The sequence below is a fragment of the Marinomonas gallaica genome (genome assembly GCF_049821165.1).
GTDB classification, from domain to species: Bacteria; Pseudomonadota; Gammaproteobacteria; order Pseudomonadales; family Marinomonadaceae; genus Marinomonas; species Marinomonas gallaica.
Genome location: NZ_CP187511.1, coordinates 1,389,018 through 1,412,241 on the forward strand (window position 1 = coordinate 1,389,018; position 23,224 = coordinate 1,412,241).

General features: G+C 45.5%; 25 protein-coding genes. 11 read left to right on the forward strand and 14 right to left on the reverse strand.

Annotated elements, in window-relative coordinates; genetic code table 11:
- The 6 genes from pseI to ACPUEK_RS06460 all read right to left on the reverse strand — a co-directional run bounded on the left by pseI (position 1) and on the right by ACPUEK_RS06460 (position 5,669).
- Entirely contained in the window at positions 1-1,065 is a 1,065-nt protein-coding gene (gene pseI, locus ACPUEK_RS06435; RefSeq protein WP_425642707.1) for a pseudaminic acid synthase, read from the reverse strand.
- The gene (locus tag ACPUEK_RS06440) at positions 1,062-2,213 is read right to left on the reverse strand and encodes an ElyC/SanA/YdcF family protein (RefSeq protein WP_425642708.1); all 1,152 of its coding nucleotides are present in this window, start codon (positions 2,211-2,213) and stop codon (positions 1,062-1,064) included. Before ACPUEK_RS06440 ends, pseI begins: the two co-directional genes overlap by 4 nt.
- Complete coding sequence (gene pseF / locus ACPUEK_RS06445) at positions 2,185-2,883, reverse strand: pseudaminic acid cytidylyltransferase (RefSeq protein ID WP_425642709.1); 699 nt, start codon at positions 2,881-2,883, stop codon at positions 2,185-2,187. The genes ACPUEK_RS06440 and pseF overlap by 29 nt, the downstream gene beginning before the upstream one ends.
- Positions 2,880-4,058: a UDP-4-amino-4,6-dideoxy-N-acetyl-beta-L-altrosamine transaminase gene (gene pseC / locus ACPUEK_RS06450; protein ID WP_425642710.1), complete on the reverse strand. Its 1,179-nt coding sequence runs from the start codon at positions 4,056-4,058 to the stop codon at positions 2,880-2,882. Before pseC ends, pseF begins: the two co-directional genes overlap by 4 nt.
- Entirely contained in the window at positions 4,051-5,043 is a 993-nt protein-coding gene (gene pseB / locus ACPUEK_RS06455) for a UDP-N-acetylglucosamine 4,6-dehydratase (inverting) (protein ID WP_425642711.1), read from the reverse strand. The genes pseC and pseB overlap by 8 nt, the downstream gene beginning before the upstream one ends.
- A gap of 71 nt (positions 5,044-5,114) precedes the next feature.
- Positions 5,115-5,669 carry a DNA-3-methyladenine glycosylase I gene (locus ACPUEK_RS06460; RefSeq protein ID WP_425642712.1) on the reverse strand — a complete coding sequence of 185 codons (555 nt, stop codon included), beginning with the start codon at positions 5,667-5,669 and terminating at the stop codon, positions 5,115-5,117.
- Positions 5,670-5,728: 59 nt separating this feature from the next.
- Between ACPUEK_RS06460 and ACPUEK_RS06465 the strand changes: the two genes are divergently transcribed.
- The 8 genes from ACPUEK_RS06465 (at position 5,729) to ACPUEK_RS06500 (ending at position 12,865) form a co-directional block, all read left to right on the forward strand.
- Positions 5,729-6,526, forward strand: coding sequence for an energy-coupling factor ABC transporter permease (locus ACPUEK_RS06465; protein WP_425642713.1), 798 nt, complete (start codon positions 5,729-5,731; stop codon positions 6,524-6,526).
- Positions 6,523-7,149, forward strand: a complete 627-nt coding sequence (locus ACPUEK_RS06470) for an NUDIX domain-containing protein (protein ID WP_067031025.1) — start codon at positions 6,523-6,525, stop codon at positions 7,147-7,149. Before ACPUEK_RS06465 ends, ACPUEK_RS06470 begins: the two co-directional genes overlap by 4 nt.
- Before the next feature lie 4 nt (positions 7,150-7,153).
- On the forward strand, positions 7,154-8,110 hold the full coding sequence (locus ACPUEK_RS06475) for an acetyltransferase (protein ID WP_425642714.1): 957 nt from the start codon (positions 7,154-7,156) through the stop codon (positions 8,108-8,110).
- 23 nt (positions 8,111-8,133) lie between these two features.
- Positions 8,134-8,586 carry a DUF1249 domain-containing protein gene (locus ACPUEK_RS06480; protein WP_067217276.1) on the forward strand — a complete coding sequence of 151 codons (453 nt, stop codon included), beginning with the start codon at positions 8,134-8,136 and terminating at the stop codon, positions 8,584-8,586.
- 9 nt (positions 8,587-8,595) lie between these two features.
- On the forward strand, positions 8,596-9,186 hold the full coding sequence (locus ACPUEK_RS06485; RefSeq protein ID WP_425642715.1) for a YqiA/YcfP family alpha/beta fold hydrolase: 591 nt from the start codon (positions 8,596-8,598) through the stop codon (positions 9,184-9,186).
- Between the two features lie 103 nt (positions 9,187-9,289).
- Entirely contained in the window at positions 9,290-11,188 is a 1,899-nt protein-coding gene (gene parE, locus ACPUEK_RS06490; protein WP_425642716.1) for a DNA topoisomerase IV subunit B, read from the forward strand.
- 267 nt (positions 11,189-11,455) lie between these two features.
- The gene (locus ACPUEK_RS06495; RefSeq protein ID WP_067031010.1) at positions 11,456-12,139 is read left to right on the forward strand and encodes an OmpA family protein; all 684 of its coding nucleotides are present in this window, start codon (positions 11,456-11,458) and stop codon (positions 12,137-12,139) included.
- 117 nt (positions 12,140-12,256) lie between these two features.
- The gene (locus ACPUEK_RS06500) at positions 12,257-12,865 is read left to right on the forward strand and encodes a UPF0149 family protein (RefSeq protein WP_425642717.1); all 609 of its coding nucleotides are present in this window, start codon (positions 12,257-12,259) and stop codon (positions 12,863-12,865) included.
- A 56-nt stretch (positions 12,866-12,921) separates the two neighbouring features.
- Here ACPUEK_RS06500 and ACPUEK_RS06505 read toward each other — a convergent pair whose 3' ends face one another.
- Positions 12,922-14,118 (reverse strand): aromatic amino acid transaminase, encoded by a 1,197-nt coding sequence (locus ACPUEK_RS06505; RefSeq protein WP_067217285.1) that lies wholly within the window; start codon positions 14,116-14,118, stop codon positions 12,922-12,924.
- Positions 14,119-14,228: 110 nt separating this feature from the next.
- Between ACPUEK_RS06505 and ACPUEK_RS06510 the strand changes: the two genes are divergently transcribed.
- Together ACPUEK_RS06510 and trbK are read left to right on the forward strand one after the other, a co-directional pair.
- Positions 14,229-15,452, forward strand: coding sequence for a methyltransferase (locus ACPUEK_RS06510; protein ID WP_425642718.1), 1,224 nt, complete (start codon positions 14,229-14,231; stop codon positions 15,450-15,452).
- 177 nt (positions 15,453-15,629) lie between these two features.
- Positions 15,630-15,824, forward strand: a complete 195-nt coding sequence (trbK, locus tag ACPUEK_RS06515; protein ID WP_139084466.1) for an entry exclusion lipoprotein TrbK — start codon at positions 15,630-15,632, stop codon at positions 15,822-15,824.
- Between the two features lie 59 nt (positions 15,825-15,883).
- Here the strand turns inward: trbK and ACPUEK_RS06520 are convergent, their stop codons facing one another.
- A complete protein-coding gene (locus tag ACPUEK_RS06520) occupies positions 15,884-16,642 on the reverse strand; it encodes an EAL domain-containing protein (RefSeq protein ID WP_425642719.1) in 759 nt (252 codons plus the stop codon).
- 296 nt (positions 16,643-16,938) lie between these two features.
- Positions 16,939-17,634 carry a pirin family protein gene (locus ACPUEK_RS06525; RefSeq protein ID WP_425642720.1) on the reverse strand — a complete coding sequence of 232 codons (696 nt, stop codon included), beginning with the start codon at positions 17,632-17,634 and terminating at the stop codon, positions 16,939-16,941.
- Between the two features lie 122 nt (positions 17,635-17,756).
- Between ACPUEK_RS06525 and ACPUEK_RS06530 the strand changes: the two genes are divergently transcribed.
- Positions 17,757-18,683 (forward strand): AEC family transporter, encoded by a 927-nt coding sequence (locus ACPUEK_RS06530; RefSeq protein WP_425642721.1) that lies wholly within the window; start codon positions 17,757-17,759, stop codon positions 18,681-18,683.
- Between the two features lie 27 nt (positions 18,684-18,710).
- Here ACPUEK_RS06530 and ACPUEK_RS06535 read toward each other — a convergent pair whose 3' ends face one another.
- Genes ACPUEK_RS06535 through ACPUEK_RS06555 form a run of 5 tightly spaced genes read right to left on the reverse strand, consistent with a single transcriptional unit; the run spans position 18,711 to position 22,914 of the window.
- On the reverse strand, positions 18,711-19,763 hold the full coding sequence (locus ACPUEK_RS06535; protein WP_067217297.1) for a Gfo/Idh/MocA family protein: 1,053 nt from the start codon (positions 19,761-19,763) through the stop codon (positions 18,711-18,713).
- Positions 19,764-19,806: 43 nt separating this feature from the next.
- Positions 19,807-20,469, reverse strand: a complete 663-nt coding sequence (locus ACPUEK_RS06540) for a YceH family protein (RefSeq protein WP_425642722.1) — start codon at positions 20,467-20,469, stop codon at positions 19,807-19,809.
- A gap of 9 nt (positions 20,470-20,478) precedes the next feature.
- Complete coding sequence (locus tag ACPUEK_RS06545; RefSeq protein ID WP_425642723.1) at positions 20,479-21,276, reverse strand: sterol desaturase family protein; 798 nt, start codon at positions 21,274-21,276, stop codon at positions 20,479-20,481.
- Positions 21,277-21,322: 46 nt separating this feature from the next.
- Positions 21,323-21,712 carry a hypothetical protein gene (locus tag ACPUEK_RS06550; protein ID WP_067217306.1) on the reverse strand — a complete coding sequence of 130 codons (390 nt, stop codon included), beginning with the start codon at positions 21,710-21,712 and terminating at the stop codon, positions 21,323-21,325.
- Positions 21,713-21,768: 56 nt separating this feature from the next.
- On the reverse strand, positions 21,769-22,914 hold the full coding sequence (locus ACPUEK_RS06555) for a MalY/PatB family protein (protein ID WP_425642724.1): 1,146 nt from the start codon (positions 22,912-22,914) through the stop codon (positions 21,769-21,771).
- Positions 22,915-23,224 lie beyond the last annotated feature (310 nt).

Here is a 23,224-nt window from a genome sequence, read left to right on the forward strand (position 1 = left end):
TTAAGCGCCTTTTTTATGGTTTATTAAATGCCAAGTGAGGGCGGTGCCACGAATTATATCTTGTTTGGCTATTTGTCCCAAAACCTCTGGTAGATGCTTTGGAGGTAGTCCGAATCCAGGGCGAATACTTCTCACATTATCTTCAGTTAGCTTGTCACCTTTTTTGATGTCTTTAATCACATATAAAGAACGGCGAAACACTTGGTTACTTTTTTCTACTTCGGTGAGGTTGTAATTAACATGCCCAAGCGCTTGCCAAGCTGTTTTGCTATCTCGACATAAAGCGGTTAGCTCATCAGGCTCTAGTGAAAAGGAATCATCAGGACCGCCGCCGTTACGATCCAGTGTGAAATGCTTCTCAATGATCGCGGCACCCATCGCTACGGAGGTGATCGCCGTGACATTATCAAGGGTGTGGTCTGATAATCCGACAACGCAATCAAAGCGCGTATGCATATCGTTAATTGTTCGAAGATTATATTGCTTGGCTGGCGTTGGGTAACCACTGACACAATGTAAGATCGCCAATTCTTGGCAGCCAGCTGCACGAGCCGTATCGATGGCTTGTTGAATTTCTTCCTCGTTGGCCATGCCAGTAGAGATAATTAAGGGCTTACCCGTTCGAGCAGCCGCTTCGATCAGTGCAAGGTCGATGGCTTCAAACGAAGCGATTTTGTACGCTGGCGCTCCGAGCTCCTCAAGTAGCTCGATGGCGGTGCTATCAAAGGGAGAGCTAAAGATGGTCAATTCCAATTCTTTTGCTTTGGCAAACAAGGCTTGGTGCCATTCCCATGGGGTATGCGCTTGCTGATACAGCTCATAGAGTGAGCTACCGTCCCAAAGCCCGCCGCGTATCTGGAAGTCTTCTTTGTCGCAATCAATCGTAATGGTGTCTGGCGTATAGGTTTGCAATTTTACCGCATCAGCCCCCGATTCTTTGGCCACTTCGATCAGTCTAAGCGCGTTTTCAAGGCTGCCGTTGTGGTTGGCAGAAAGCTCAGCAATGATATAGGGCGGAGCGTCAGCGGCTATGATGCGGCCATCGATACTAAGAGTGTGGGTCATTGCGCAGTTTCCTTATAAAGTGCGTGCTTTGTCACGAGCGACGATAACAATGCGTCTAAGTCATCTTGATCGACGCCAGAAAAAGTCTCTAAAAAACGATTCAAAGAGGCTTTTTCTTTTGCCTGGTAGTCGGCATGAGGGGTGGTGCAGCCGATAAAATGGAGTGTGACATTGCTTGGTAGTAATTGTTGGAAGATGATGCGAGTACGATGCAGGTGATAGTCGCTGGTGACAACGGTTAACTCTTGAATGTTGTGACGCGCCAAAAGGTGCAGTCGCGTAAAGAGTGCATCGCCCACAGTGTCTCGTGAGGCTCGATTCTGTAAAATGCAGTTTGATTTGACCCCGTTGACCCGCAAAAAGCGTGCGGTGGCTTCAGACAAACTGATCGAAAACCGTGCATCATAGATCCAGCCACTGGTGATCATGTAGTCTAAACGCTCTTGGCGGAAGAGTCGGATGGCTTCTAAGCAGCGTTGTTGTGTTTCATGGTTAATGATTTCATCATCGTCCATGAGATTAGAAAGTACTAAGACCGCTTTTTTGGATGATCGCGCCTTCAATGCTTGGATTGTTTGTTCAATGTTGTGCGACCAGTTTACCCCCTCGGGTAATTCACCTTGGTTGTGAAAGGTACCATAGGGCCGCTGGGTTGTGACGGGAAAACGATGCATTAAGATGTCATGAATATGCGTTTCAAACAATGACTCGATAGCATCGCTTAGGGCTTCATAAGTCGACGCAAAGCTTTCGTTACTCGTGTCAAAATGCAGCTTTTGCTGATATAGAAGCTGTCCAGTATCGATTGATTGATCAATTAAATGAATGCTGACCCCCGACGGTGTTCCTTCATAGAAAGACCAGAAGTTAGGGTGTGCGCCTTTATTAAAGGGTAAGTAAGCGATGTGCAGATTGATAATAGGGCAATCAGCTTGTTCGATTACCTCTGCGCTGAGCAGATGACGGTAACCGAATGACACCACCAAATCGTACCCTTTGAGCTGAGCAACGGGCTCTTGTGTATGATCCACGCGACATTGATGTGAGATAAGCAGGTCGATCAGGCGTGTCTGGCTTTGGTCATAGCCGAGAAATAAGATATGTAATGGCGCATGGGGATTAGTCATGACGGGGGTGCAGTCTTTCATAAAAAAACTCCGCAATCTCCCAGTCAATTGGGGTATCAATATCTCTCACCCGAAGTGCGGGAAGCTCTACAATACGCGAGTGTGGCGCAAAAAAAGGTTGTTTCTCTAAAAAGGCCTGCCCTCTGCCCCAATAGAATTGTCCCGCATCATGGTAGGACTCGAGCAAATCTTGCGAGCGGGTTTTAGCGTGTTCTGGCTGAAACATGGACACTTCTTGCTCGTTATTCAAGTAAATGGCACGTTGTACGGGAAAGCCAAACGCTACAGCGCTAAATACATATTGAATCTGCGCATGGCTTCGTAAAATCTGTTCACCGCGCTGTAAATCTTCTGGCAGCAACAATGGCGCGGTCGGATAAATACAGCAGATATGTGCGGTCGCCATATCCATTGTCTCAAAAGTCGAAACAGCATGGGCCATTACATCGAGCGTGCCGCAGTAGTCATCAGCGAGCTCTGCAGGGCGCATAAAGGGCACTTCGGCACCGTACTGCCGCGCTATGTCTGCAATTTCTGCGTCGTCGGTTGAGACGATGATGCGATCAAAGCAACCGGATGCTAGTGCGCATTCAATCGAATAGGCAATGATGGGTTTACTATGAAACAGTTTAATGTTTTTTCTTGGAATACGCTTAGAGCCGCCACGGGCAGGAATGACCGCAATATTCATAGTATGACCGCCTGATCAAGTGCCTCTCTCAATACTGCAACCACGCGCTGTTGCTGTGATTCGGTTAAATCAGGGTACAAAGGCAAACTTAAGGTGCGCTTATAGTAATCCTCTGCGACTGGAAACATCCCCCAATCAAAACCACGTTGTTGATAAAAAGGTTGGGTATGCACCGGAATGTAATGCACCTGCGTGCCAATTTGATGGTCACGTAAGTATTTGAAAATCGGCGCTCGCTGTTCCGTCAGTACTTCGTTTAAGACAATCGGGAATAAATGCCAGCTGGAAAACGCATAATCGGCTTCACCAGGGAGTTGAATCGGTAAGCCACTCAACAGTTGGTAGTAACGCTGAACCAGCGAACGACGACGCTCGATAAAATGCGCTAGACGTTCCAACTGAGAGAGACCTAATGCCGCCTGAAGCTCGGTCATACGGTAATTAAAGCCCAGCACTTGCTGCTCATAATACCAATCCCCAGGTGAGATGGTTTCAAGCTCTAGTTTATTTTTGGTCACCCCTTGATGAACTAAGGTGTGCATTCGCTCGGCTAAATGTTCATGTTGCGTGACGGCCATACCGCCTTCGGCACTGGTCATGACTTTGACCGGGTGAAAGCTAAAAATACAAATATCGGAATAACGCTGGCCTACCGGAGTACCTTTGTATTTCGCACCAATGGCGTGAGAGGCGTCTTCAATGATATGAACGCCGTAGGCCTTAGCGAGCTCATAGAGGGCACGCATGTCACAAGGGTGACCGCCAAAATGCACCGCGATCAAGACTTTGGGGAGGCGACCAGCCGACTGGGCTTGGTCTAGTTTTTGTGCCAATTGGACGGGGCAAAGGTTGTACGTTTGCGGGTCAATATCGACAAAGTCGACGTCAGCACCGCAATAGAGCGCGCAGTTGGCGCTGGCAATAAACGTGTTGGGCGTGGTCCAAACAATATCACCTGCGCCCACACCTAATGCCAAGCAGGCCACATGTAGCGCCGAGGTGGCGCTGTTGGCCGCTACAGCGTATTTACACTGGCTAAGCTCAGCAATAGCGCGTTCAAACTGACCCACCAAAGGCCCTTGTGTTAAAAAGTCGGAGGTCAGTGCCTCACATACCGCTTCCACGTCTGCTGCCGTAATCGACTGGCGGCCGTAGGGGATAAAGTCATCACTCATTTTCAAACGCCAAGATTTCATCAACGGATAAAAATTCTGGGTTGCTACCAGACTGATACTCGAAGCCTAGCTCCACCAAATGACCCTTCTCACCAATGGCATTGCTATCAAAGCTCATGGTCTGATGGTAAAACTTGATGCTTGGGGAGATGACGTAGTGATCCTCGAATTCATAGGTGTGGTACGAGTCGTCCGTCGGACACATCACTTCGTGCAACTTCTCGCCTGGGCGGATACCGATGTCTTCAACCGGAAGGCCTGGCGCATAGGCTTCTGCTAAATCTTTGATGCGCACCGACGGGATTTTCGGTACAAAAATTTCTCCACCCTGCATGCGGGCAAAGTTTTTTAAGACAAAATCGACGCCCATTTGCAGCGTAATCCAAAAGCGTGTCATATCAGGGTGCGTGACGGGAATACTGGTCGCTCCCTCGGCGACTTTTTTCTTAAATAATGGCACCACTGATCCACGTGAACCGACAACATTGCCATAACGCACCACCGCAAAACGCGTATCGCCTTTGCCGACCGTGTTGTTGGCCGCGACAAACAGTTTGTCAGAAGCTAGCTTAGTGGCGCCGTATAAGTTGATCGGCGCAGCCGCTTTATCAGTTGATAGGGCAATGACTCTTTTGACGTTATTAGCGATGGCCGCTGCGATGACGTTTTCAGCACCGTGAATATTGGTTTTAATACATTCCATGGGATTGTATTCCGCTGCTGGCACTTGCTTTAGCGCTGCTGCATGGATCACATAATCCACGTCGCGCATCGCTTGAGTCAGGCGGTCTTTATCGCGTACATCGCCGATAAAATAACGCATACAGGGTGCATTGAATTCCTGTTCCATCTCGTATTGTTTGAGTTCATCACGAGAGTAAATAATCAAGCGCTTCGGCTGATAGCGTTCTAAAAGCGTCTGTACGTATTTCTTACCGAAGGAGCCGGTACCGCCAGTGATTAAGATGCTTGCATTATTGAACATAGGAATTCTCAATATTATTCAGTCGTTTGATAACGTCATCGACCGTATTTGTTAAAACTTTAAAAGTGTACTCACTTCGCTACGCACCCAACCAAATGATCATCTACTACCCCCACTGCTTGTAGGTAGGCATAGCAAATCGTCGGTCCAAAGAATTTAAAACCGCGTTTTTTCATATCTTTTGAGATCTGCTCTGCTAACGGCGTCACTGCAGGGACGTCGGCTAGGGTAGTTGGCTGATTAATTATTGGCTGATGATTCACAAAGGACCAGTAATAGTCTGAAAACGAACCATATTCGGCGGCGATCTTTAAAAAGCACTGAGCGTTAGAAATGGTCGCAGCGATTTTGCCTCGGTGTCTGACAATGCTTGGGTCTTGTACCAGCCTTTCTATATCATCGGCATTCATGGCTGCCACTTTAATAGGATCGAAGTCGTGAAACGCTTGCCGATAGCCTTCACGTTTTCGCAAAATCGTGATCCAGCTTAAACCCGCTTGCGCACTTTCCAGTACAATGAACTCAAATAAGGTTTGATCATCAAAGACAGGTTTGCCCCATTCTTGATCATGATAGGTTACGTATTCAGCAGAGCCCAGACACCAGTCGCAACGCTGTTCAGCCATGATTTTATTCGCCTTTTCCATTTAGATACGACTTTATTACCAATTACGAGGGAGTGCAAATGAACTTCACTAGTCAGCTGTTTAGCCAAGGTTTTGAATGGGTGTGTTGGTTGTTTGTCATCTTAATAGTAGGGCGAGCGTTTGTCTCGGTTCCATGGTCAATATTGCTTCATGATGGTAGGTTGCAGAACCGTTTTTTAGGGTCTGTCGTTGCTTTAGTTTTGCTGTGGCAAATGAGCGTTGATTTAAACGTGGGCGTGATCATCCACTTTATTGGGATGACAACGATAACCTTGTTTTTTGGTTGGCCGTTAGCCATTGTCGCGGGTATTGTGGCGCAAAGCGTCGACTTGTTTTGGGCACTGAACCAATGGCCAGTTTACGGCGTAAACCTTATGTTCAATGTAATCATCCCCGTGGCGCTTACGTGGAGGATGCATTGCTTTATTGAGCGTTTCAAACCGTCCAATCCATTTGTGTTTATCTTAGGGGCGGGGTTCTTTGGCTGTGTTGTTAGTACGACGGTATCATCACTGGTAGCGGTTGTAGCGTTAAAGCTGTTTGGTGAATTTGAATTAAAACTAAGCGCCGAAGAGTACTTAGGTTACTTACCCATTTTTGTTTTTCCCGAAGCCGTTGTGAATGGTATGTTTATTTCCGCCACGACCATACTGTACCCCCATGTGGTGACTACGTTTAATGAGGCTCGCTATTTCAAAGAGTCTAAACGTGACATGATATTAGATGAATACATAGAACCTGCGCTCGACTTAGATCAAACAGAAGCGCCTGAAGAACAAGATGACAGCCGTTATCGACCACCAAAAGAGTGGTATGACAAGGACAAAGAGCCATGAAATATATTCCTACGTATCAACAAAGTGATGTGGACATTGAGAAAGATGAAGTTGTCTACGATGGCTTTTTTAAGATGCACAAGCGAGTGTTGCGTCACCGTAAATTCAATGGGGAATGGTCCGAGACAATGACCCGAGAAATGATGGTGCGTGCCGATGCCATCTGTGTGCTGTTGTTTGACCCTAAACTGGATAAGTTATTGCTAATTGAGCAATTTCGACCCTGTTTGCCTGAGCATGAGTCGCCGTGGCTACTGGAGCTTGTTGCGGGGATGGTTGAGCCGGGTGAGTCTGATGAAGAGGTTGCGCGCCGTGAATCCTTTGAAGAGGCGGGCGTGGAAGTCAAGCGATTAGAATATATGATGCGCTTTGTGCCGTCTCCTGGGGGGCTGGTTGAGCATTTGCGTATGTACGCAGGTGAGATAGATGCATCGAAGGTAGACCTTGAAACGACGCAAGGGCTTGACGAAGAGCACGAAGACATCAAGTTGCACTTGTTTGATGTGGACGATGTATTACCTCTGCTGGAGCAAGAGATTGTCAATGCGAGTGCCATTTTGGGACTTCAATGGTTTGCGCTGAATGGACACAAGCTAAAACAAACTTGGTTAAACGGTAACTAGACGCGTGTTAACGAAATTACTTCCTTGGACGTTTACACAGCCCTTAATTGGGCTGCTGTCATTTATATTCTTATGTTTGAATATTCTCCTTTGGGGTGTGCTCATCCATATTATTGCGCTGTTGCAAACGGTCCTAAATGGTCCATCAGAGCGAACGAAAGTAGCCTGTGAAAGCTGTTATCGAGCTTGGGTGAAAGGATGTGAGTGGTGGTTCCAGTGTATGCTAGGGATGCATTGGCAATTGGACCAACAGCTTGTGAAACGTCCAGATACTTGGCATTTAGTGATTGCCAATCATCGTTCTTGGGTGGACGCATTTGTTGTTTTGATACAGGTGCAAGGGCGCATGCCGATGCCGCGTATTTTTATGAAAGATAGTTTGGCATGGTTGCCTTTAGTCGGCTCGGCGACCAAAATAATGGGCTTTCCACAAGTGAAGCGGTACAGCAAAGCAAAAATTGCAAAGCACCCTGATTTAGCATTACATGATGTTCGTGCGACAGAAGAGGTCTGTCAGCCATTAACGTTGCAGCCAAGTACGATCATGACCTTTGCTGAAGGGACAAGGTTCAGTGCTCGTAAACATCGCCAGCAAGCCTCACCTTATAAACACCTATTACGCCCTAAAGCGGGCGGTATGTATCGAGTATTGAAAGCAATGCCGGGGTGCTTTCATGAAGTCACAGACTTGAATATCGTTTATGGTGACGATCGCAACTCATTCTGGGATTTGTTGTGTGGTCAAGTTTCGGCGGTACAGGTAAAGGTTCGTTCAGTTAAACTGCCAGATTCATTTAAAACTATGAGTGATCAGGTAGAAAAGCAAGCCTTCTACGATTGGTTTAACCAGTATTGGCGTGACAAAGATCGATCCATGTCGACGGATGTACTACACTGGTCTAATGTTGAAATTCAGGAAAAAGAACCCATTAAGAAGGAAAATGGTCTGCAAAATTACTAAAACGGTTAATTCGAGAAAACATCATGCCACAACCATACGTTCCAAATTTAGTAGAGCTGCAAATGCTAGGCGAGTTAAATTACCGTCGCTTAGGCAAGCTGGTGCGTGGTTATGAAGACGATACCGCTTGGCACTTCACTATTCATACTGCTGGGCAGCAAAGCCGTTTGTCCCTTGAATTAGTAGAAGAGAGCCGCTATACCGCTCAGTTAACATTAACCTTTGCTCCTGAAATTACGATTAAACTGCCTTTTAGCAGTGAGCTTGTGATGACGGTTCGTTTGTATCACGATGTCGGCATTGCAGAAATTACCGATGGGCATCGACACTACAAAGGCGCTTATCCTTATCCTAACGATGATATGCACCACCGTGATGAGAAATTTCGTTTAAATCAACAGTTAGCGGATTTTCTAGAGCTGTGCCTTAAGCACGGCCACCGTTTCTACGACCTACCAGATTTTCAGTTTGCCTAACGCTATTTTATGATTACTTTACTCTACGTACACGGTTTTAACAGTTCCGAGTTATCGTTTAAATCGCAACAATTAAAAGCGCGTATGCAGCATCTAGGACTAGAGAAATACTTTCTCTGTCCTCGCTTACCTTGGCAGCCCGCAAAGGCGATCCAGTTATTGGAAGACATCATTGAAGAGCACCATGAAAAGGGCCATAAGGTGGCATTGGTGGGAAGTTCTTTAGGGGGATTTTACAGTACCTACCTGAGTATTAAGTACGATCTTCATGCGGTGCTCGTCAATCCTGCCGTGGAGGCCCCTGTATTACTGCGCCATTACCTTGGTGAGCAAATTAACCCTTATACCAACGAGATCTATGAGTTGGCAGAAGTCCATATGGAAGAGTTGGAACGCCTAGTTTGCTCAGACTATGACCCCCAAAAAGTATGGCTCATGGTGCAAGAGCAAGATGAAGTACTGAACTACAAGGCTGCTTTGGAGCGATTTGCCAATGTGCAGCGAGTTACTTGTGAAACGGGTGGTGATCACAGCTTTATCGGATTCGAACGCTTTATTGATGATATCTTGCGCTTTGTAGGGTTTCGAAACGAATTTTAACGTATGGTTTTTTAAGGCATTTGCCTCGATTTCTCCCTCGTTATAGACTCTCCCCAACATTGCTTTATTTGGCGGCTTGCCGCCCCGAAACTTGGAAGTACCCATGTCTGCAAAAGAATATAATGCTGGATCCATTGAAGTTCTCAGCGGGCTAGAGCCTGTACAGAAGCGCCCTGGGATGTATACCGAAACCACACGTCCCAATCACTTGGCTCAAGAAGTCATCGACAACTCTGTCGATGAAGCGATTGCAGGTCATGCTGACCGCATCACCGTAACATTGCATAAAGACAACTCTGTTAGCGTCGAAGACAACGGCCGTGGTATGCCGGTGGATATTCATCCTGAAGAAGGGGTATCGGGTGTTGAGTTGATCCTAACGAAGCTTCACGCAGGTGGTAAGTTTTCGGGCGATAACTACCAGTTTTCAGGGGGGCTTCACGGCGTTGGTGTGAGCGTTGTAAACGCACTGTCGACATCGCTCGAAGTATGGGTTAAACGCGCGGGTGTGCAATATCATATTGGCTTTGCTGATGGGCATAAAGTCTCTGAGTTGGCTGAAGTAGGCACAGTAGGCAAGAAAAACTCGGGTACCACCGTTAAGTTTTCTGCAGACCCAAAATATTTCGACAGCGGTAAATATTCGTTGTCTCGTCTTAAACATCTTTTAAAAGCCAAAGCCGTTTTGTGCTCGGGTTTGCACGTCATTTTTATTGATCAGAGTGGCAGTGGCGAAGAGCGTGAAGAGTGGTTTTTTGAAGACGGTTTAAACGACTACTTGCTGCAAGCTAACGCTGGCTTTGATTTATTACCAGAAGAGCCTTTCATGGGCGGACAAACCGAAATTACGCAAGGGGTTGATTGGGCCGTTCAATGGCTGCCAGAAGGTGGCGAGCTAGTCACAGAAAGCTATGTGAACTTGATTCCTACAGCGCAAGGCGGTACTCATGTAAATGGTCTGCGCACAGGGCTGTTAGAAGGGATTCGTGAGTTTTGTGATTTTCACAGTCTGTTGCCGCGTGGCGTTAAGCTGACGGCGGAAGATGTCTGGGACCGCTGCAGCTATGTCCTGTCAGCCAAATTACAGGAGCCTCAATTTTCCGGTCAAACCAAAGAGCGCTTGTCTTCGCGACAAATCGTTGCGTTTATCTCTGCCACGGTAAAAGATGCCTTTAGCTTGTGGCTTAATAAGCATGTGGAAGACGGTACGAAAATCGCTGAGCTGATTATTTCCAGTGCGCAGAAACGTTTGCGAGCGAGCAAAAAAGTAGTACGTAAAAAAGTCACGCAAGGGCCTGCTTTACCTGGTAAATTGGCCGATTGTGCCGGACAAGATGGTCGAACCAGTGAGCTTTTTTTAGTAGAGGGTGACTCGGCGGGCGGTTCTGCAAAACAAGCTCGTGATAAAGATTTTCAGGCGATTATGCCGTTACGAGGTAAGATCTTGAATTCTTGGGAAGTGGATTCAAGCCAAGTATTAGCGTCTCAGGAAATCCACGATATCTCTGTGGCGCTTGGTGTGGATCCAGCGGATGATGATCTATCTGGATTGCGCTACGGTAAAGTTTGCATCTTAGCCGATGCCGACTCGGACGGTTTGCATATTGCGACGCTGTTGTGCGCCTTATTTGTGAAGCATTTCCCAGCCTTAGTCAAACAGGGTCATGTGTTTGTAGCGATGCCTCCATTGTATCGTATCGACATGGGCAAAGAAGTACACTATGCCTTAGACGATGAAGAAAAAGACATCATTATTCATAAGCTTGAAGCTGAGAATAAGCGTGGCACGCCTAATGTACAGCGATTCAAAGGCTTGGGTGAGATGAACCCTTCTCAGCTGCGTGAAACGACCATGGCACCGGATACTCGTCGCTTAATTCAGCTGACGATGGAAGACCCGTTGTCAACCGATGAGGTGTTAGACAAGTTATTGTCGAAAAAGCGTGCTGGCGACCGAAAATCTTGGCTAGAAACCTACGGCAATCTCGCTATCGTAGATTAATTTAAAACGCAGCGCTTAAGGCGCTGCTTTTTTTTGAGTCATAAAAAAACAGTGTCAGGTATAACCCCTTACTGCATTTTTTGTACTGTCATATTTTCTCGCTTTTGTGCTGATAAAATATGCTAAATGTGTAAAGATTTTTATGTGATATAAAAAATAACCGTCAATCTGAATCAGAAAGCTTTTGTTCTGTATCGCAAAATCTATACTAGCAGGTTAACTATTTAAACCTCTGTGGACGTTCACAACAACAAGGTAGGATTTACCATGTCAAAACTTAAAAGCTCCATCGCTATTTTATCGATCGCAGCCGTGTTAGGGGGTTGTCAAACGACCACTCAGCGTGAGAACGCGACGACTGGCGAAACAGAAATGAATTCAACGTCTAAAGGTGCCATCATTGGTGCGGTATCCGGTGTACTGGTCGGTCTAGCAACAGGTGATAATGCGAAAGAGCGTCGTAACCGCGCGTTGGCTGGTGCCGTTGCGGGTGGTGCTGTAGGCGCGGGTGTAGGTAATTACTTTGACCGTCAAGAAGCTGCGCTTCGTGAAGAGCTGCGTAACTCCGGTGTACAGGTACGTCGAGTTGGAAAAGATCAATTGGTATTGGTGATGGAGAATGGTATTGGCTTCGGAACGGATTCTTACATGTTAGATTCGTCAATCTATAACACCTTAAATGGCGTAGCGCGTATATTGGTTGAATACCCTGAGACGGTGCTAATGATCACAGGCCACACGGACAGTACCGGTAGTGAAGAACACAACCAAACGCTTTCTCTTAAACGTGCGGACTCAGTACGCAGTTATTTGATGGGACAAAATGTTGCTTCAAATCGTTTATCAACGATGGGAATGGGCGAAAGCTCACCAATCTGTGATAACTCGACGAGCCAAGGCCGTCAATGTAACCGTCGTGTTGAGATCAGTATCTATCCAAAAGGCAACTAATCGACCTTTATTTCCCTATGTCAGCCGCATATCTAGCGGCTGACATAGCCGCTTCCCCTGCGAAATCCGTTAAAAACGATTACACTTAGGCCTGAACCCCAAAAATAGAGATGTACCATGCAAGATGATTCCTTGCCGGTTGAGGCAATGTACGAGCGCTTAGATTACTACCTGCAAAATTATGGCTCGGAGCGTGCGATTGTCACGGTCTCTGAGTTGGATGGATTTGTGACCGCCATTGGCTGTAGCAAAGATCTATTGGCGCCAGCAGATTGGTTTCCAGCGATCTGGGGAACCCAAGAAGATCAACCTAAATGGAATGAGCAAGACGAAGAGGACGAGTTTTATGGACTGGTCATGCTACTGCATTTAGAAGCCATTGATGGCCTGTTTAACAACACGCTAAGCCCTGTCTATTTAGAGCATGATGATCAGCAAGGGCATGTGACGGTGATCATCGATGATTGGTGTGCTGGATTTATACGAGGGGCACGTTTGACGGGCATTAATCAGTCTGGCGAACGTGATTTCCTCGATGATGTGTTGGCGAGTGTGCGCTTATTCGGTACGCCCCGAGGCTGGGAAAAATTAAATGCAATGAGTGATGCTGAAGTAACTTTCTGGCGCGAGAGTTTAGAGCCTTCTATCATGAGATTGGCACAACACAATCATCCCGAGATACAAATCGCTCAAGCCGGCGATGGCTCCTCTCGAATCGTTCATTAACGAAAAAAGGGCCGCTATGTTAGGGCCCTTTTTTATAGCGAATTGCACGGACAATTTTAGCCAACGACTTTAGCAATCGATTCGCATAGGTAGTCAATATTGCTATCGCTCACACCCGCGACACTCATGCGGCCAGTATCAGCAATATAAATTGAGTAGTCTGAACGCAGTTTACGAACTTGTTCAAGGGTTAAGCCCGAGTAAGAGAACATGCCACGTTGTTTGGCAATAAAGCTGAAGTCTTTACTGACGCCCGATGCCGCTAGTTTTTCAACAAGTTGGCTACGTAAGCCATTAATGCGGTTGCGCATTTGCGTTACTTCTTGCTCCCATAAAGCATGCAATTCAGGGTTGTTCATAATCGTGTAAACAACCGTCGCACCGTGCGCAGGCGGCATAGAATAGTTGGCACGAATGGCTTGACCGATGATAGAGAAAGCATTGCTGGCTTCATCGCTATTTTCAGCAATAACGCTTAGGCCACCACAGCGATCGCGATAGATACCGAAGTTTTTAGAGAACGAGTTGGCAATCAACATACTTGGAACGCGTTCAGCCATATGGCGTAAGCCTGCCATATCTTCATCTAGGCCGTCACCGAAACCTTGATAAGCCGCATCAACGAGCGGTAAGACATTGCGTGCATTGACGAAGTCTGTGAGTGCGTGCCAATGCTCAATCTTAAGATCCACGCCCGTAGGGTTGTGACAGCAAGCATGTAGCAACAGCACATCGCCTTCTTTCATTTCAGCGTTCAAAAATGCCATCATGTCATCAAAGCGCACGTCATTGGTGTGTGCATCGTAGTACGGGTAATCGATGACCTCTACACCAGCAGAATTAAAGATAGAGACATGGTTGCCCCATGTTGGATCGCTCACAAACAGTCGCGCACCTTCAAGGTTTGCGCTAATGAAGTCAGCTGCGACTTTTAGCGCGCCTGTACCACCCGGTGTTTGAGAAGACTGAATGCGCTTTTGCTTGATGATATCGCTATCATTACCAAGCAATAGTGTTTGAATGAGAGGCGCGAAGTTTGCATCGCCATAAACACCTAAATAGGATTTGGTTTGCTCGTTAGCCAGCATTAGAGCTTCTGCTTTTTTCACAGATTCCAAGATAGGCGTTCGACCCACATCATCTTTGTATACGCCCACACCTAAATCGACTTTTTTAGGATTTGTATCTTGTTGATGCGCAACGATCAACGCCAATAATGGGTCGCCTGGAACGGCTTTTAGGTGTTTAAACATAGTAGGTGCTTTCCTTACTGGTTGCGTAAAGTTCACGTTATTAGGGACTGAAATGATTGCCATATTCTGCCCATTTGACGATAAAATACAATTCACTTATGTGCTAATTAATGCGAACGCTTGGTAAACTGTACAAAATATTGAACACTTCAAAATTGCTTTCTCACCCTTCCCGTTATAGCGAGCTGTTTCAAGCGCTTGATTTATGGCTGTTGCAACATAAGCATCTATGGGATGTATCCAGCTTCCACTCTGTAGGTTGGCCTTGGCAGACGATCGAGCCTGATCTATGTGATTGGCTCAGTCAGTTGAAAGCTTGCCCAACTGAATCAACCGTTGAGCAAGCTTTATTCGATCATATAAAAGGCTTTAAACCCTTTCTATTTGAATGGGAGGCGTTGTCTTATGCGGATTTATCTTTGCCGCCCAACTATTTCAGCGCTGGTATTAAAGGCCGTAAATGGCAACAAATAACCGCTTTTTCTAACCGAATTGAGCCAATTTCTCCAGTCTTGGAGTGGTGTGCCGGAAAAGGCCATTTAGGTAAGTTGCTGGCTTATCAGCATGATGTGTCGATACACAGTGTAGAGTGGCAGGCTGAACTCTGTGAAGCGGGTCAGAAAGAAGCAGAACAACGACAATTATCGCAGCATTTTACTCAAGTAGACGTATTAAAAGGGGAGGGGAAAACAGCGCTTAAAAGCGTCAAGAGCGCTGTTGCACTCCATGCTTGCGGCGATTTGCACACGACACTAATAGAGCAAGCGATTGATGCGGGTGTTTCCTATTTGGCTATTTCTCCTTGTTGTTACCACTTGACTCAGCATGCGCTGTACCAGCCTTTATCAAAGCATGGGCAGCAGGCTCGGATACAGCTTAGCCAAGAGAATTTAAAGTTAGCCGTGAAAGAAGTCGCTACTGCGGGACAGCGTGAGCAACGTCTGAAGAGAGTGGAGCTGGCCTACCGCTTAGGGTTTGATAGCTGGCAAAGAAAGGTCACCGGAAATGACGGTTATCTTACTATTCCTTCGTGTCCTAAATCGTTATTAACTCAAGGGTTTGAGGTATTTTCGTTGTGGGCTGCAGAACAGAAAGCACTGCAAACGTATGCATCAGAGATACCCTTTGATGGCTTTGAAGCATTAGGCTATTTACGCAGTGAGCACGTGCAAAAAGTGGAGTCTATCAGTCAGTATTTTCGTCGCCCATTAGAGTTGTGGTTGGTACTAGACAGGGCGCTTAGACTGCAAGAGACAGGCTACCATGTCACCATAGAAAGCTTCTGTGATAAAGCACTGACACCTAGAAACCTTTTGGTGTGTGCGTCTCTTTAAATGTTACGTAAAGTTGCTTACGTACTTTTTAAATAAAAACAGTTTTCATTTATTGATTTCGATCTAGAAAGAGTAGATTATAAATAAGTGAATGATAAATCAGTTTTGTTAACGATTTAGCTGGTTAACGAAGTAGTGTACTGTTTATAAATCGCTGTATGTAAAGGGAATGGAGTTATGAAGTACGTATATATGGCAGGCGTGTTAGCGGTTGCATTTTTAGTTATTCTATCACCTGATTCTGGCAACGCATTTGAGGCAAATGTTGAGAACTGCAAGTCGGAAAACTTACGCCAAATTACAGATGAACATATGATGTGGCAGCTGTCTGGTGAGTGTCAGCGTGAAGGCATTTACAAACTAAACAGCTGATAGAGTCCCTTTTTATTATAATTTAAAAGCGCCTGTTTCGTTAACCGAATACAGGCGTTTTAGTCTGGCCAGTGGACATCAGCCAAAGACTCAAAAGCGGGTTTAGCGAAGTAAAATCCTTGATACAAGGTGATGCCCATATCGCGAAGAGTACGGTATTCTGCGTCTGTTTCAATCCCTTCTGCAATGACTCTTTGACCTAACTCTGTCAGCATCTTGACCATATTTCGCACAATAATTTCCCGAGCAGGATCTTTATCAATATTACGAATCAACTCCATATCGATTTTGGTTATTTGGGTCTTCAAGTCCGCGAGTTGGGCTAAGCCGTTATAGCCTGAGCCAAAGTCATCGATGGCTGTTTGAAAGCCAACTTTCTCGTAGTGGCTGATAATATTAATTAGGTGCTTTTGGTCCACAATGCGCTCATTTTCAGTGAACTCAAAAATAATTTTAGTCTTATCAAAAGCATACGTTTCAGCCGCAGCCAAGGTGGTGCGAATACAAAGCTCTGGACGATAAATAGCATTAGGTAAAAAGTTAATACTTAAATAGGAGTCAACATTAAGTTCTGCAGCCAAACGAATGGCTTTGACTCGACAACTTTGATCAAAGCGATAAAGGTTAGTCTCATTGACATGCTTAAAGACTTCCCCTGCACTTTCTCCATTCAGGCCTCGAGCGAGGGCTTCTTGTGCGAAGATGGTGCGCGATTCAACATCAATAATAGGTTGTAACGCCATGCTGAAATCAAAGCCTAAATCACAGCCTCTAGCGCATTCTTTGCACCCTAAGTCTTTGAAATCAATTGGTTGCATGGACTCTTTTCCCTTTTATGGTATGTCGAAGCATATATTTTATGCCATTTATTACAAGTGATGTGAAACAAGTCATCAATGATGTTTTAGAGTCTGTGTGTCATTATTCTTATCATGTTAAACGAGGAGGCAGAGCAGAGGTCATTAAATCCCCGTGATAATCTTAAAAGTAGACTCAAAAAGTCGATTTTTCATCTTCTCATATTTTTCGAACGACAAGCAAAACTCTTTAGAGCGAAGGTATCATTTGATTTTTTTGCCAATGAAGATGTTTCGGCTGTTTACTTAAGTCTGCGCTATGGAAGATCAAATATAATCGCTTTGAACCGATCAGAGTGCTTATGGAAGCGAATCTCATCAAGCTCTTCGATTTTAGCGCCGTCCCCTTGATGTAGCAGTAGGTCATTATTAATGCGTGCCTGACCTTCCACAACATGAATATAGTATCGGCGGCCTTTGACGGTTGGCCAATGTGCTTCTTCTGATGTATCCAGTACCAATTGAACCAGTGACATATCTTGCTTGATTTGTAAGGTACCATGATCGCCATCTGGCGAGATAATGGCGGTAAAGCCCTCTGACTCACCAAAGCCTTTTTGCTGATAGCTTGGCTTGCCTCCAAACGTATTGGGTTGAATCCAAATTTGAAGAAATTTCAGATCTTCGGTGTGGGAAGCGTTAAACTCACTGTGGAAGATACCTGATCCCGCAGACATTAACTGAAACTCTCCAGCAGGTAGCTCCCGAATATTGCCGGTACTGTCTTTGTGAGCAATCGTACCTTGAGTGACTAAACTGATGATTTCCATATCCTTGTGTCCATGTCTTTCAAAGCCCATATTAGGTTGAACTGTATCATCGTTAATGACCCTCAACGATGAAAACCCCATATGGCTTGGATCATAATAGTGACCAAAAGAGAAGGTGTGGAAACTGTTCAGCCAACCAAAGTCTGCTTGGCCTCGTTCACTAGCAGGGCGTACAGTGATCATAATAGACTCCTAATTTTGAAGCTCATGAGAGCGTATAGCGGTAGTTTATCTATCGAAAAAATAAATTTAAAACGCAATATTTAGAGAATATTCATCAGTTTAATAGATGTTAAGAGGTAGTGATGGCGTTATTTGAGGCAATTTTGCCTGTTTTCTTATTGTTAGTGATGGGCGTATTACTTCAGCGTCGACGCTTTCCATTTGATGGTTTTTGGCAGGGTGTTGATAAGTTAGTGTATTGGTGTTTGTTTCCGGCCTTATTGTTTTCTAAAACCAGCGTTATCGATTTTTCGAACCCTATGTTGGGGCGTTACGGACTGGTGCTGGTCAGTGCGCTGCTGGTAACGGCGGCGATCATCATGCTATTGGCCCGATTTTTACACGTGCCTAATCCAACAGCGACATCCATGCTACAAGCGTCGGTGCGCTTCAATACGTTTATCACGTTAGCATTAGCAGAAAGGGTCTATGGTGCTGAAGGCTTAGTGTACGCGGCATTAGGTGCTGCCGTGTTGATTCCATCCGTAAATGTGTTTTTAGTTGTCACTATGGTGTCTATGCATGGTCAACGTCAGCAGTCACTGCTTAAACTCATTTCGAAGGAGTTGCTTAAGAACCCTCTCATTATGGCCATTGTATTAGGGCTTGGTTTAAATGCTATGGGGCTTACTCCGATTCCTATTGCATCAGATATGGCGCAAATGCTGGCTCAGGCGACACTTCCATTAGTTCTACTGGCAGTGGGAGCGGGCGTTAGTTTAACGACTATTAGAGCGGTTGGTGCGACGTTTTGGGTGTCAGCATTTGGCCGTTTCTTAATCTTTCCTGGGGTGGTATTAGTGATGTGTGGGTGGCTTGGGATCAGCGGCTTACCAGCCTATGTCGCATTGTTATTTGGCATCGTGCCAACGGCGACGTCTGCTTATGCGTTAGCAAAACAATTGGGGGGGGATGCAGACAGAATGGCCGCCTTTATTACTCTGCAAACGGCCATGTCATTAGTAACAGTGCCATTAAGTATTGCCTTAGCCCATCGTTTGTTGGGCTAAGGCAAGGGTTAACAAACACACTGAAGATCAGTGTTTGTGGTGGCCATGTTCATGATGATGCTCTTCGATGTCGTGATCATGGCCACAGTCACATGGCTCTGGCTCATTTGGGTAGAAGACGCCAATGTCTTCACGAATTTCGTCCATGCTCGCAAGTAAATTAAGGGTGTCCTGCCAGCTGTGATTTGGGCTTTGGTTTAATCCCTCTTCAATACAGCGGTTCACCTCTTCTATTTCAAATTGATACCCCATCCCTGGAAAGTCGAACTCTACAGAGCGCTCGGCACCCTCATGTTTTACCAACGTCAGCGATTTTGTTTCATACCAGTTATTGCCAAATTCAATGTAGCCGTTACTTCCCGATAACACGGCACGGTTTGGCTGCTGACTAATAATAGAGGCTTCTAATGACGCTAGCTGACCAGAATCCCAACCGAGTAATAATTGCTCAAACACATCCACATCTGTGTCTCCAACCAACGCTTGGTTCTGAATAAAATCAGGCTTACCAAAGAACAGTTGCGCCAGAAAGATAGGGTAAATCCCCACATCCAATAACGCACCACCGCCTAATTCACGATTCAGCAATCGGTTTTCAGGATCTTTAGAGCCAACAAAACAGAAGCTGGCTTGAATGCTTTGTAGTGGGCCAATTTCGCCTTCTTCAACCCATTCTAGCGCTTGATCAATGGTCGGGTTAAAACGTGTCCACATGGCTTCCATCACAAAGACATCATGCTTTTTAGCCAGTTCAAACAGCTCAGCCGCTTGTGTTTGGTTAAGAGCAAATGGCTTTTCACACAAAACATGTTTGCCTGCTAGGATACACGCTTTGGTGAGTTCATAATGCAGGTGATTAGGCACTCCGATGTAAATAACATCGACTTCATGGCTATTAATCAAAGAGTAGTAATCCACCATGGACAGCTCAATGTTATAGCGCTCCGAAAACGCGTCAGCGGCCTCTTTCGAGCGCGAAGCAACGGCGCGCAGGGTACCTGTTTTAGCGTACTCAAAGTCTGCTGCAAAAGACTGTGCAATGACTCCGGTTCCGATAATTCCCCAGCGTACTTCATTCATGGGAGGCTCCTAAGTGGATAAGTAAGTGAAAAGTAATAGTGCATTATAGTCCAGTCTGAGCTTCTAACGCAGCGAGTCGCTCGGATAAATCGGCGACAGTTTGTTCTAACGCATCTATTCTATCTTGTAAGTCACTTGATGGCGCGTTCAATTCGGAAGTGTTTGCTGCAGCATGAGTTTCAGTGATGTTACTTTCACTGCAGAATAGCTCTTGGTAGCGAGCATCTCGTTTACCAGGCTCTCGAGGTAACAGCGCAACAAAAGGGCCACCAGTTTTCTCTTTAAGGTTTGCTAAAGCGTGCTCTACTTCTGGTACACCTTTAAACGTATGTAAGCGTCCACTTCGAGAACGAAGTTCTCCAGGTGTTTGGGGCCCGCGTAGCAACAGCAAACAAATGACGGCTGTTTCCCCAGCATCAAATTGTAAATCAGAAAACTCCGTGTTACAGAATCGATGTTGGTACTTTGCAACGCGACTACCGTGATGAAATATTTCTGTGACTAAGCTTCTTGCGACGAGCTCATCAATACCATCTTGCACTTCAAAGTCGGTGTATTCCAGAACAGGGTCACGGCTGGACTTTTGATTGCAGGCATTTGTTAGCGCATTAATACTCATGGGGTAGTGATCGGGTGTAACAATCGATTTTTCGATCAAACAACCAATGATACGAGCTTCCTTAGCGGTTAATGTGTAATACGACATGTCAATCTCCTATGGCGGATTGTCCTTCCCTTTAAGGTTTAAGGAAAAGGGCATTTTAAGCAATTCTATAAAGCTGGCAGGAGCGTAGCGTGCAGTTTGAGGTAATCCAATGTTGAGGTGATGGTCTCCGGATTGGCTGCGTGCAATATAACTTTTAAACAAACGGTCCCAAATACTTAAACAAAAACCGAAGTTGCTGTTGGCTTCTAAGGGGGTCCGAGAGTGATGAATACGGTGCATATCAGGGGTCACAACAAGGCTTCTTACCAGCGGTTCCAGTCTTTTACCTAGGCGAACATTGGTATGATTGAACATCGCCAAGCTGTTTAGAAGAATATCAAACACCAGTATGGCGGCAGCAGAAATACCCAACATCCAAATCGCGAGTGCTTTAATGACTAACGAAAGCGCTATTTCTAATGGATGGAAGCGAACCGCGGACGTTGTGTCCAGTTCAGGGTCGCTGTGATGCACTCGATGCAAACACCATAACCAAGGTACATAATGGAACAAACGATGTTGCCAATAAATTAAAAGGTCTAACAGAACAAGTGATGCGATAAAACTAAGGCTACTAGGAAGGTATTGAAGAGGGGCGAAAGAAGCAGTAGGTAAAAGTGCAATACCGACTAAAAGCAATGGCTGTAGAAAACGAACAAGTAGGGCGTCTATAAGCAGCAGCCCTAGGTTGTGTCGCCAGCGTATTCGCCAGAGTGATAAGGCTTTACGAGGTACAAAATACTGCCAGCACAGCAGTGCTGAGACAAACAGTAGAAATAACAATATACGCAGTTGATAATCAATCATGCCTATCCGTCAAAACGGTCGATAGGGCTAGTCTACACTACTTTTATTAATGGAGTGCTTGATCTAGTTGATGTTTTCTCACCATATCGACTTTTAATAGTGCTAAAAGTTCCACCAGCACATTCAAGTTTACGCTGTCTAAATCATCAAACAAGATGCAATGATCACCAAGGTGGACGTTCTTTAAGCGTTCACAAAAGCTCGATATGTCTAAGTCGCTGGCATGGTAAAGGCTGAGATTATGTTGGTGAGGAACCAGAGCAAAAGCCCAGTCTTCCAACAGGTAAAAGACTTCAAAGCCCTTCTCTGAGAGTGTTGTCGCGGTCGGTGCAATCGCAAAAATCAATTCACTTAGTGTGTCTAAGTGCGTGCTTACTTCAAGTGACGGGGTTTGGCTAAGACTTTCTAGTGCGCGTTCCTTTAAGGTCGTCAACATACGAACCTCCTACAAGATAAAGGTCATGGCGTACGTTGACGACTTACTAATAAAAGTTACGACACAGATTCCAAAGCAATCAAAATACGGTTCATGGCTTGTTCTAATTGTGATCTTGAACAACCAAAGTTTAGGCGAATAAACCCAGGTGCGCCAAAGCCTGATCCATCAGAAATACCAACACCAGCTTTTAAAAAGAAATTATGTGGGTCTTCAAGGTCATATTCGCGTACGTCAAGCCATGCTAAATAGGTCGCATCATGATCAGCCATTTTGATTTGGCTACCTTGAATCCTTTCTCGCAGATAGTCGCGATTACCTTTTAAATAGCTTAATAAGGCTTCGTGCCAAGCTGCGCCGTCCTTATAGGCGGCTTCGGCTGCAACCAAGGCTAACAAGTTTGGTGCAGGAATGAGGGCTTCACGCGCTTTTTTGAAGCATTGACGCAGAGTGGGATTAGCAATAACAGCGAAGGCATAGCAAAGCCCTGCAATGTTAAACGTTTTTGACGGAGCCATTAAGATAACACTGCGCTGTGCTGCGTCTTCGTTCAAGCTGGCGAACGGGATGTGTTTCGCATCTGATAAGATTAAATCACAATGAATTTCGTCAGAAACGACTAATAAATCATGGCGTTGAGCGATTGAGTGAATCGCAAGCAGTTCTTCTTGAGTGTATACCGTGGCCCCAGGATTATGCGGGTTACATAAAAGCAGCATCTTTGCGTCTGCTTTTTTGCATGATTCTTCCAAACTCCCCAAATCGACAGACCAGCGATTTCCTTTGAGTACGAAAGGTATTTTGTCTAGCGATCGTTCAGACATTTCAGGTGCTTTGGTGAGGTGATAATACACTGGGCTGGGCACAATGATGCGATCACCTTCCTCGGTCAAGGCTCTAACGCACAAATGCAGTGCGCATACGAGGCCTGGTAAGTGTATTAAGTGGGCAGTAGCTGGTTGCCAGTTGTAGTGCTTAAGGCAGTGCTCTTGAATGGCTTTGACCAGTGATGTTGGCGTATGGGTATAGCCGAAGACACCTTCTTGAACTCGATCTGTTAATGCATCCTTTACACAGCTAGGTGCATCGAAGTCCATATCAGCAATCCACATAGGGATGACATCAGAAGGATATTTGCTCCATTTGTCACTGTTATGGTTGCTTCTGTCGATAATTTCATCGAACTGAGGCGCCTGACTCATATAAACTCCTTGTGTGGTAGTTGTGTTGTTCATCCAGTGTCAATTTTCATACTGCCACAACCTAAAGAAGTAGAAACACTAAATTCGTTGTGTATGACGCTTTTGGATAAATTATGTTGTTGAAGTTCAAGCGTTGCGTTGACCCTGATAAGGGTCAAGGAAAAATTTTAAAATTTTTTTTAGGCCGCAATGCCTTGTCGCTCAAGACTTAGCAGCTATTGTGCAAGCGTAACATGAACTATTTAGAGCTATTAAGGGTTGACCATCCCTGAGCAAAGTGACTACTATAGTTTTTATTAAATGGTTGTTT